Annotated in this window: 9 protein-coding genes, 1 rRNA gene and 1 other RNA gene; 2 read left to right on the top strand and 9 right to left on the bottom strand. The window is 50.3% G+C overall.

Going from position 1 to position 9,766, the window contains the following annotated elements; genetic code table 11:
• From KI362_RS25060 to ffs, 8 genes are all read right to left on the bottom strand, one after another.
• Window positions 1-76: ribosomal RNA gene (locus tag KI362_RS25060) — 16S ribosomal RNA — on the bottom strand; the annotation flags it as partial.
• Between the two features lie 281 nt (window positions 77-357).
• Window positions 358-621 carry a pro-sigmaK processing inhibitor BofA family protein gene (locus KI362_RS25055; RefSeq protein ID WP_301630968.1) on the bottom strand — a complete coding sequence of 88 codons (264 nt, stop codon included), beginning with the start codon at window positions 619-621 and terminating at the stop codon, window positions 358-360.
• On the bottom strand, window positions 618-917 hold the full coding sequence (locus KI362_RS25050; RefSeq protein ID WP_044482680.1) for a DUF2508 family protein: 300 nt from the start codon (window positions 915-917) through the stop codon (window positions 618-620). Before KI362_RS25050 ends, KI362_RS25055 begins: the two co-directional genes overlap by 4 nt.
• A gap of 152 nt (window positions 918-1,069) precedes the next feature.
• Complete coding sequence (locus KI362_RS25045) at window positions 1,070-1,777, bottom strand: DsbA family oxidoreductase (protein WP_301630967.1); 708 nt, start codon at window positions 1,775-1,777, stop codon at window positions 1,070-1,072.
• A 160-nt stretch (window positions 1,778-1,937) separates the two neighbouring features.
• A complete protein-coding gene (gene recR / locus KI362_RS25040; RefSeq protein ID WP_044482677.1) occupies window positions 1,938-2,537 on the bottom strand; it encodes a recombination mediator RecR in 600 nt (199 codons plus the stop codon).
• Between the two features lie 36 nt (window positions 2,538-2,573).
• Window positions 2,574-2,885: a YbaB/EbfC family nucleoid-associated protein gene (locus KI362_RS25035; RefSeq protein ID WP_044482676.1), complete on the bottom strand. Its 312-nt coding sequence runs from the start codon at window positions 2,883-2,885 to the stop codon at window positions 2,574-2,576.
• A gap of 68 nt (window positions 2,886-2,953) precedes the next feature.
• A complete protein-coding gene (dnaX, locus tag KI362_RS25030) occupies window positions 2,954-4,726 on the bottom strand; it encodes a DNA polymerase III subunit gamma/tau (protein WP_301630969.1) in 1,773 nt (590 codons plus the stop codon).
• 195 nt (window positions 4,727-4,921) lie between these two features.
• Window positions 4,922-5,189: signal recognition particle sRNA large type (gene ffs, locus KI362_RS25025), an RNA gene on the bottom strand.
• A 177-nt stretch (window positions 5,190-5,366) separates the two neighbouring features.
• Here ffs and KI362_RS25020 point away from each other — a divergent pair.
• Window positions 5,367-6,665: a stalk domain-containing protein gene (locus KI362_RS25020; RefSeq protein ID WP_301630966.1), complete on the top strand. Its 1,299-nt coding sequence runs from the start codon at window positions 5,367-5,369 to the stop codon at window positions 6,663-6,665.
• Between the two features lie 76 nt (window positions 6,666-6,741).
• Here KI362_RS25020 and KI362_RS25015 read toward each other — a convergent pair whose 3' ends face one another.
• Complete coding sequence (locus tag KI362_RS25015; protein WP_301630965.1) at window positions 6,742-7,557, bottom strand: helix-turn-helix domain-containing protein; 816 nt, start codon at window positions 7,555-7,557, stop codon at window positions 6,742-6,744.
• Between the two features lie 130 nt (window positions 7,558-7,687).
• On the opposite strand from KI362_RS25015, the gene KI362_RS25010 reads away from it, so the two are divergent.
• On the top strand, window positions 7,688-9,637 hold the full coding sequence (locus KI362_RS25010; protein ID WP_301630964.1) for a glycoside hydrolase family 127 protein: 1,950 nt from the start codon (window positions 7,688-7,690) through the stop codon (window positions 9,635-9,637).
• Window positions 9,638-9,766 lie beyond the last annotated feature (129 nt).

Here is a 9,766-nt window from a genome sequence, read left to right as displayed (position 1 = left end):
ATCAAGTCCGCTCGACTTGCATGTATTAGGCACGCCGCCAGCGTTCGTCCTGAGCCAGGATCAAACTCTCCAATAAAGTGTTTGACTTGCTCATTTCAAAACTGACGAGAATTATTCATTCTCTATTAATACTCACTCGTTGTTCAGTTTTCAAAGATCAACTCGCGATGTTTAATCGCTTCATTTCATCACCGCATTGTCTCGGCGGCGACCTTTATAATATATCACACGCTCTTTGATGAAGTCAACACTTTTATTTCACTTCATTTTTGAAGTTATTTGAAAGCGCTTGTCCACCGGAGAAGCGATTTATAATGTACCATAGATAACAAAGTCCCGTCAACTGCCATATGCTGCCTAGATCAAAATTAGTTTTAAACCCAGCAACAGCCCGATGCCCGGCAGCCCCAAAACAAGCACTGTCGTCAATGTCACCGGATTCAACGGAATGTATGCTTCAGCAATCCAACCCGAATAATTGACAACGTATAGCCCTAATGCAGCCACCACAACATGGACACCCAGCCGGGACAACCAGGCAAAGCCAAGCCGTCTAGAGAAAACGATAAACAGCAGGGATAGTAAAGATATTGCCAACACTACAGTCAGTATAATCTTCATCCTAGCTCCTCCTTTCGATCCCAGACATAATCCCCATAGCCGAAGGGCTCCCAATACGCATTCGCTTCCTTGGCTTGCTTCAACTTGATCTGATATTTCCGTTCCGCCGCCTCCAGGGTATAGATCGCAACATCGACCTCATCCTTTCCAAGGGCGTATTGAAACGCATGAGATGCCAGCCTCCACTCTGCTCTCGCCTTCATAACCTCATCGTATAGATGCTGCTTATTAGATTCTTCTTTATTTGCCTGTGCCATTTTTGAATGGCTATCCGGCCTTAATGTCCAACGCTTCATCTCAATCCCTCCTTTAACCTCGGGTCTATTTCATGTGTATCGAGGAAAGGACAAACTTAGAACTCTCTTCTATATTTCAAAATAAAACCAAAAAACCGGATCACGAGGACCCGGCTGGATACAGCAATTATTCATTTCGAAGATTTACTTCATTAGATGTCACACTTCTCGTCCGTGCAAAGCGCGTCCTGAGAAGATTCAATTTGCTGCAGCGGAGCGGAAGGATGCTCTTCCTGCCATACCTTTTCCAAAGTTTCTGCAAATAAGCTGACTGGCTGCGCCCCCGATATTGCATACTTTCGATTAACGACGAAGAACGGAACGCCACGCACGCCTAGGGTCGCTGCTTCGGCTTCCTCCGAACGAACCTGTTCCGTAAATTGCCCGCTGTTCAATACGGTACGAGTCTCTTCCGGATCCAACCCGGCTTCAGCTGCCAGCTTGATCAGCGTATCGCGGCCTCCGATGAATTGGGATTCCACAAAGTGGGCCTTTAGCAGCTTTTCGGCCATTTCCGCACCCTTCCCCTTGCTCTCTGCGTACTTCGCCAGTCTATGGGCATCCAGAGTATTGATTTGTTTAATGTTATCAAAGTTATAGGATAAGCCTGACTGAGCAGCTCTTTGTATCATCTGATCGTTCATCTCTTTGGCTTGGGCAACAGGTATACCATACTTCTTGGCCAGTGATTCATCTATAGAAACGGCAGGATCAGTCTGAACCTCAGGATCAAGCTCAAAGCTCTTGAAGGACACCTCGACCTGATCCTTATGAGCAAATTGCTCCAATGCCTGCTCCAAGTGTCTTTTTCCGATATAGCAGAATGGGCATACATAATCCGACCATATTTCAATTTGCATTCATCGCACCTCCGAAAATTTGTTAGGTAATTACTTAAGGTAAGTTTCCTTATTCCTATTATTACTTCTCCCACCTCCAGATGCAAGCTATTCCCTCAAATATAAAAAAAGATGACCCCTGAATACCAGGAATCATCTTCTTTTCTTACTAAATAAAGAATTAATGCAGCTCCCGCCGTCCTTCAAGCGCTTTGGACAACGTAACTTCGTCCGCATACTCCAGATCGCCGCCGACCGGCAAGCCGTGGGCAATCCGAGTGACGCGAAGCTCAAACGGCTTCACCAGGCGCGAGATGTACATGGCAGTAGCCTCGCCCTCAATATTGGGATTAGTCGCCAAAATCAATTCCTTGACGCGTTCATCACTCAAACGGGTCAACAGTTCCTTCAGCCGGATATCGTCCGGTCCGAGTCCCTCCATCGGAGAGATTGCTCCCTGCAGCACATGATAGTAGCCATCAAATTCCTTCGTTCGCTCCATCGCAACCAAATCCTTGGACTCCTGTACGACGCAAATCACAGATGGATCACGCGTCTTGTCCTGACAAATCCGGCATGGGTCTGTATCTGTAATATTGCAGCATACCGAGCAATAGTGCAGATTGCGCTTCACACTGACCAGAGCCTTCGCGAAATCGATAACATCATCCTCTTTCATGCGCAGTACATGAAACGCCAGCCTTGCGGCCGTCTTCGGACCAATCCCCGGCAAGCGTGTAAATGACTCAATCAGCTTCGCAATCGGTTCGGGATAGTACAATGAGAGGATTCTCCTTCACTTCAAGAGGTTGTTCAATTAAAACAAGCCCGGAATTTTCATCCCGCCAGTAAATTTGCCCATATCCTGGTTCGCAAGGTCTTCCGCTTTGGTCAGTGCATCATTCACTGCTGTAAGCACAAGATCCTGCAGCATTTCTACATCCTCCGGATCAACGGCTTCCGGTTTAATCGTCAAGGACATGATCTTCTTATGTCCATTCACTTGGACGGTGACTACCCCGCCGCCAGCGCTTCCTTCAACGGTCTTGCTTCCCAGTTCCTCCTGGGCCTTTAGCATTTGCTCCTGCATCTTCTTCACTTGCTTCATCATTTGGTTCATATTGTTCATCGGGTTCACATCTCCTTCACATATCTATATTAATTATAATCGTACGGGCACCCAATAGAAAAGAAAAGCTAATCCTTGATAACCACCAGCTCTTCCCCGAATAACTGGAGCGCTTCATCTACCCAAGGCTCCTGGCTTGTATTCCCGTCCTCCGGCGGCGGCTCCAACTGAAGCGGCTCAGCTGCCGGTGTCTGCGCACCTTGAAGCGCATCATTCCAATCCTTTTGCATCATCGTTACCAGACGGCACGGGCGTCCCAGTTGACGCTCCATCACCTGTTCAATTAACTGCTTGTTCGCCGGCTTCTCCGTCGTCTCCCGGTGAATATCGTTCTTGAAGGCTACCAGCACAGCATCCTCCTGAACCGATACCGGCTCCCCATTCATAAACCAGGCATGAATCGTGACCTTCTCTTCCTTGACAGCATGCAGAATCTGGTTCCATTTGCCCTGGACCTCCAGGAACTCCTGACTGTTCCGCTGAGCCAAATATCCATCCATTCCGGCAGGCATCTTGGAAGGAGAAGAAATCCGCGGCGCAGAGCTTCGAGCCGCAGGACGGCTGCCGCCGGAAGCTTGACGGTCTCCGCTGCCGGACGCCAGGCCATTCTTAAGCGCCTGCTCCAGCTTGCGCTCCAGCTCGGCAACCTGCCGTCTAAGCTGTTGAACCTCATCAGCCGGCACACCCGCAGTCGCTCCGCTTGCCGAAGCCGGGGACATATGGCTCGCCACCGGCGAGTCCTCTGCACTGCCTCCGGACGTCAGACTGCATAGCTTCAGGAGTGCCACCTCAAATAGGGTTTGCGGCTGAACAGCATATTTCATCTCCGTCTGATAATGATTTAGTGTATCCAGAATCTGAAATAGCTGAGCTTTAGAAAATTTATGCGCCATTTCCCTGAAATCCCGCACATCCAGCACGCGCTCTGTCAGCCTGTCTGCTTGGGGCACCATCTTTATCATCAGCAAATCACGGAAATAGTAGAGGAGATTTTCCATGCATTTATCAGCACTTTTGCCTTCTTGCATAAAGCCTTCAATCATCTCCAGCATACCGCCGATCTCGCCTTCATGGATCATCTCTGCAAGCTTGGCGAACTGGTGCGATGGAATTCCGCCCGTCATATCAAGCACTTGCTGGTAGGATACCTGAGCATCCGAGAACGATGCGATCTGCTCCAAAATGCTGAGCGCATCCCGCATTCCGCCGTCAGACAATCTAGCTATATATTCCAGCGCAGCCTCCTCGGCCGTAATCTGCTCCTGTTCACAGATGGTACGCAATCTCTCCACCTGTTCCTCCATGGAAATTCTCCGGAAGTCAAAGCGTTGGCATCGGGAGATGACCGTTGCAGGCAACCGATGAGGCTCTGTGGTCGCCAAGATGAACATCACATGCGGAGGCGGCTCCTCCAGCGTCTTCAGTAATGCATTAAACGCTTCGGTTGTCAGCATATGCACTTCATCTATAATGTACACTTTTTGCCGCACTTCTGTAGGGGCATATTTAACCTTCTCGCGAAGATCCCGGATTTCCTCGACCCCACGGTTGGAAGCGGCGTCAATTTCAAGCACATCCATCACGGAGCCTGCCGTAATCCTCCGGCAAGCATCACACTCATTGCACGGCTCCGGTGCAGGTCCCTTCTCACAATTGACCGCCTTGGCAAGCACCTTGGCTGTCGTCGTCTTTCCGGTTCCCCTCGGCCCGCTGAAAAGATAAGCATGCGAGAGCCTTTGTTCACGGATTGCGTTCTGAAGCGTGCGGATAATATGCTGTTGCCCTACCGTGTCTTGGAACGACTGTGGTCGCCAGGCCCGGTACAGCGCGATATGCTCCATTTGCGGCACCTTCTTTCTATCCATAAGCAGCATTCGCCGCCTATCTATTATACTATACTCGACCTTCCAGAAAAACTCATAATTAGTGAAGCCAAACAAACTCGTCCACTTCAGGCATTTCTTCTCCGTGAATGGCAACAGACAGAAAAAAAGCACCTCTGCCCAAGGCAAAGATGCATTTCTTAAGTTCGAATACCGTGCACCTGTTATTGATCATTGCGATCCGAGCGGCACCTCTAAGGCGCAACTCGGGACAGGCTCCCCTCCGGCACAAGAGTGGGACTGCTTATGGCTGCTTCCTTCCGGACCTGACCAGGTTCACAATTACTCATTGCGGAGGACCCGTCCGTCAACGTCTGCCGTAGAGACCAGGCCTCACATCGACAAGACCGCTAACAGGACTTCAACCTCGCTACAGCGGATTGCGAGTTACAGGGCACCGCTACCTCCCCATCTAGCACGGTGAAATTAAGTATAGCTTATGCCCGTACAAAAAGCAACCGAGAAAAGGTTGCCGGGATTGTCTCCTTATTCCAATGGAGGTTGGGAGGAACTTCCCCCCTGACCACTCGATTCCATGTGCTCTATCATTCCGTTATAATAGAGAAGATTGATAGATTCAGGAAGGGAGACTTCATACATGAAGCGCAATAAGCGCAATATTCTCAACATGCTGCTTGCCGTCAGCCTGATCGCAGGAAGTGGAGTTGCTGCATTTACCCCGCGTACAGCTGAAGCCGCAGGCTCATCTTCATCCTCCATACAAATCCTGCTAGACGGCTATCCGCTTGCAACCACAGTGAGTCCCGTTATTATTCAGAATACGACATTAGTTCCGTTTCGAACGATCTCTGAAGCACTCGGTGTCTCGGTTACATGGAACGCATCCAACAAAACTATACAAGCTGTGAAGGAGCAAGGCGGTACCCGCACAGAGGTGCTGCTGACCCTGGACAGCAAGCAGGCGGTTGTAAATGGAAAAAGCGTAAGCCTGACGGTAGCCCCCCGCTCGATCTCTGGCAGCACCGTCATTCCTCTTAGCTTCTTCAGCCAGCAGTTTGGTGCGCAAGTACAGTGGGACCAAGCTACCAAGACCGTCTCGATCACCTCTCCAAAGCGAGATATGTATACACTTGGCTTCTATGCGCTCTCATCTGTCTCCGATGCACCGGTCATTCCCACACTAGACGCGGTTGCCTTCGGATGGAGCCGGATCGATGAGAACGGAACGTTTACCCAGTCGGGCAAAGACTTCAAGCTGCCTCAGCCGCTTGGCGAGATCACGGCGGATAGTCTGATTGCCGATGCTTCCGAGGCAGGGACAACCCCTTATCTGATGGTCTATTCCTCTGATGTGAAGGGTGAATTGACCAAGATTGTCGAGAATGCGGAGGCCCGTCAACAAGCGATCTCCGATATGATTGCAGCGGCAAAGGACAAGGAATTTTCCGGCATACTATTGGACTTTGAAGGACTCGGACTTACCACAGATAAAGCGGCCACCCGTTCCTCCTTCAATGCTTTCGTAAAGCAGCTTGCCCAGGAGACCCGAGCATCCGGCCTGAAACTGGCGCTGGCACTCCATCCGCTCAATTCATCTTATCAGGGCTACGATTACAAAACCCTTGGGAAACTGGCTGATGAACTGATTATTATGGCTTATGATTATCAAACCAAGTCAGGCGGCTCAACAGGCGATGAAGCTGCACCTGAACCGATTGCCAAGGTCGACGAAGCCATTCGCCTGGCTCTGCAAGAGACGAATAAAGACAAATTAATCCTGGGTCTGAACCTGCACAGCGAAAATGCAGCATCTGTCACCAAGCTGATCGGGCTCGCCAAGCGCTACGACCTGAAGGGTATTGCTCTGTGGCGCCTTGGGCTGATTAGCGCCGATGAATGGAGCTCCCTGAGACAGAGTGTAGAATTCAAATCTTAAATCACAAATATTAAATTATTGGTTGCTAATGCTATTCCGAAGACAGTCTGCAAGCTTGAGCAGGCTGTCTTTTTCTTTAATCCTTATTTAGCCTGGTCCGGTTAAAGGCTCTACGATATTCGGTGGGCGTAACCCCGGCAAGCTTTTTGAACCATTTGATGAATTGCTTGTCATCCTTGATCCCTACCGCGTCCGCTACTTGCTTCACGGGCTGGCTCGTGCAGCTTAGTATTTCCTTAGCCGCTTCGAGCTTGAGCTTATGGATGTAGCTGAGCAGCCCAAGACCAAACCGGCGCTTGAACATACGCGATAAATATTCCTTGTTATACCCCATCACCCTGGCAATTCGCTCTACTGAAATATCCTCATCTAATGCGTGGATTCGAGTCCACTCCAGCAGATGGCTGAGCTGCGGATCGAAGGTGCTCTCTTTCCCTGATCCTTCCAGTTGTTCTTCCAGCTCTACCAACAGACAAGTTAAGAAATAATCTCCCGCTCTTGCCATCCGATAGCCTCCATTAGCCGCATGCAACAGCTGACGGGCAAGAATATGAACCCGGCTCGGATGGGGACAAGCCGCATAACGAGGAATATACCCTTCGGACACCTCTCCATCCACGGGCTCGGGAAGATAGAAGTGAAACCAGTAAAAGGATACTCCGGGCAGGGATAATCGATATCCCCGATGACGTTCACCCGGCTGCAAAATAAGAATGTCTCCGGCTTGAACCTCATAGATAACCCCGTCCACCTCCATGAACACGACGCCCGCAATCCCGATAATCAACTCATAATCTGCGATGACCCGCTCGACATGAGTCCACGCTTCATCGGACAGGAATTGCCCTCCGGACACCAGCTTGTGAGGACGCTCCAGGTATAAAGGAAGCAACCATCATCCCTCCTGAAAAGAGATCATTTTTTAACACCTATTATACTATACAGCCCACCGACAAAAGAAATCTTTCATTCTATGATGAGATAGAAGCAACCAAAATTACCACCTGGAGTGTGATTTATTCATGTCTGAACACCGTGCAACCAAGCCATTAAGCTTAAAGAGCATCCAGATCCAGGACAAATACTGGACGCCGTACATCCAGCTCGTCCGGGATACCGTCATCCCTTATCAATGGGAGGCATTGAACGACCGCGTCGAAGATGCCGAGCGCAGCCAAGCGATCGAGAACTTTCGCATCGCCTCCGGCCAATCCAAGGGCGAATTCCACGGCTTTATTTTTCAGGATAGCGATGTCTACAAGTGGGTCGAAGCCGTCGGTTATTCCTTGATCAGCACACCAAACCCCGATCTTGAAAAGGTTGCTGACGAAGCCATTGCATTGATTGCCTCCGCTCAGCAAGAGGACGGATATATCAATACTTACTATACCATCAAAGAACCTGGCAAACGCCTTACCAATCTTGCTGAATGCCATGAGCTGTATGTGATTGGCCATTTAATCGAAGGAGCGGTAGCCTACTATATCGGGACAGGGAAGACCTCCTTGCTGGACGTAGCTCGTAAAGCGGCGGATTTTGTAGCACTTCACTTCGGACCGGAGCCGCACCAGCTTCATGGCTATGACGGACACCAGGAAATCGAACTCGCCCTAGTCAAGCTTTATGAAGTTACAGGAGAGGAAAAATACCTCGATCTTAGCTTCTATATGATCAATGAACGGGGTCAAAGTCCGAACTTTTTCCATGAAGAGTGGCCAAAGCGTGACCGCATCAGTCATTGGACCGGCCAGCAAGAAAGCACACCGCCGGATCTGGCCTATTGGCAGGCCCATAAGCCAGTGAGGGAGCAGGAGATCGCCGTTGGTCATGCGGTTCGTGCTGTGTATATGTATACGGCCATGGCCGATCTAGCCATTCGCAAAGCTGATGATGAGCTGCTGGCTGCCTGCAAACGTCTTTGGAGCAACATTGTGAATCGTCAAATGTACATTAACGGGAGTATCGGATCGACACATCATGGAGAAGCCTTCACGTTCGACTATGACCTTCCGAACGAAACCAATTATTCGGAGACCTGCGCATCCATTGGGCTTATCTTCTTCGCACAACGCATGCTGCAAGCCGAAATTAACAGTGAATATGCCGATATTATGGAGCGGGCGCTCTATAATACGGTTACCGCGGGGATATCCAGCGACGGCAAGCATTATTTCTACGTCAACCCGATGGAAGCATGGCCGAAGGCAAGCGAGGGAAATCCGGGCAGGAGACATGTAAAGACCGTTCGCCAGAAGTGGTATGGCTGCGCTTGCTGCCCTCCCAATGTAGCGCGCTTGCTATCCTCGCTTGGCGAATATATTTACACTGCAAGCACAGATACACTGTACGCCCATTTATTTATCGGCAGCGATGCTCAGGTCGAGCTGGGAGGCAGCCGCGTAACTGTAAATATGAAGAGCTCCCTGCCATGGCAAGGGCAGGTCGAACTAAGCATAGCGGAGCTAGAGGGGGATGGAGACTTCTCCATCGCATTCCGTGTTCCTTCCTGGTCCGACAGCTTCACGGTCCATGTTGCTGACGAGACCATTGAGCCGGAGATTCGCGATGGATATGCTTATGTCCAACGAACTTGGAAACGAGGGGATGTATTTTTACTGGACTTTGCGATTCAGACCCGTCGTATCTACGCACACCCCGAGGTTCGCGCCAATGCCGGAAAGGTCGCGCTGCAACGGGGACCCCTGTTATATTGTCTGGAGGAGATCGATAACAGCGCACCGCTTAGCTCCTTATCCCTGCCAGCGGATGCCGAGATTCGGGAGCGATCTGCCGATTGGAATCCGGAGTTGGTTATGCTGGAGGCTGAAGGCTTCAGAAGAGAGGACCGCGGGCAAGAAGCACTATATTCCTCTGCTTCGCCGGTTAAAGCTCCGACGCGCATTGTAGCCGTTCCTTATACGCTATGGGGAAATCGTAATCCGGGAGAAATGTTGACCTGGATTCGTGAATAAACAACAATCGAGTAGGCCTATGCGCATGCGCATAGGCCTCTCACAGATCCGGACATGCGGGTCATCGCATCCGGCTCCTCCGTGTTTATCCCATCTAGGGATGAAGTTCTTTGTAAATCGCAAGAAGAC

It is taken from the genome of Paenibacillus apis (genome assembly GCF_018333295.1).
GTDB lineage: Bacteria > Bacillota > Bacilli > Paenibacillales > Paenibacillaceae > Fontibacillus > Fontibacillus antibioticophila.
This window is presented reverse-complemented; position numbering and strand designations above follow the sequence as displayed.

Excerpts from the sequence above, each read along its gene's own strand:
- KI362_RS25010 (WP_301630964.1), top strand. The coding sequence starts at position 7,688 with ATGTCTGAACACCGTGCAACCAAGCCATTAAGCTTAAAGAGCATCCAG.
- KI362_RS25050 (WP_044482680.1), bottom strand. The coding sequence starts at position 917 with ATGAAGCGTTGGACATTAAGGCCGGATAGCCATTCAAAAATGGCACAG.
- KI362_RS25035 (WP_044482676.1), bottom strand. The coding sequence starts at position 2,885 with ATGAACAATATGAACCAAATGATGAAGCAAGTGAAGAAGATGCAGGAG.
- KI362_RS25055 (WP_301630968.1), bottom strand. The coding sequence starts at position 621 with ATGAAGATTATACTGACTGTAGTGTTGGCAATATCTTTACTATCCCTG.
- KI362_RS25045 (WP_301630967.1), bottom strand. The coding sequence starts at position 1,777 with ATGCAAATTGAAATATGGTCGGATTATGTATGCCCATTCTGCTATATC.
- dnaX (WP_301630969.1), bottom strand. The coding sequence starts at position 4,726 with ATGGAGCATATCGCGCTGTACCGGGCCTGGCGACCACAGTCGTTCCAA.
- KI362_RS25020 (WP_301630966.1), top strand. The coding sequence starts at position 5,367 with ATGAAGCGCAATAAGCGCAATATTCTCAACATGCTGCTTGCCGTCAGC.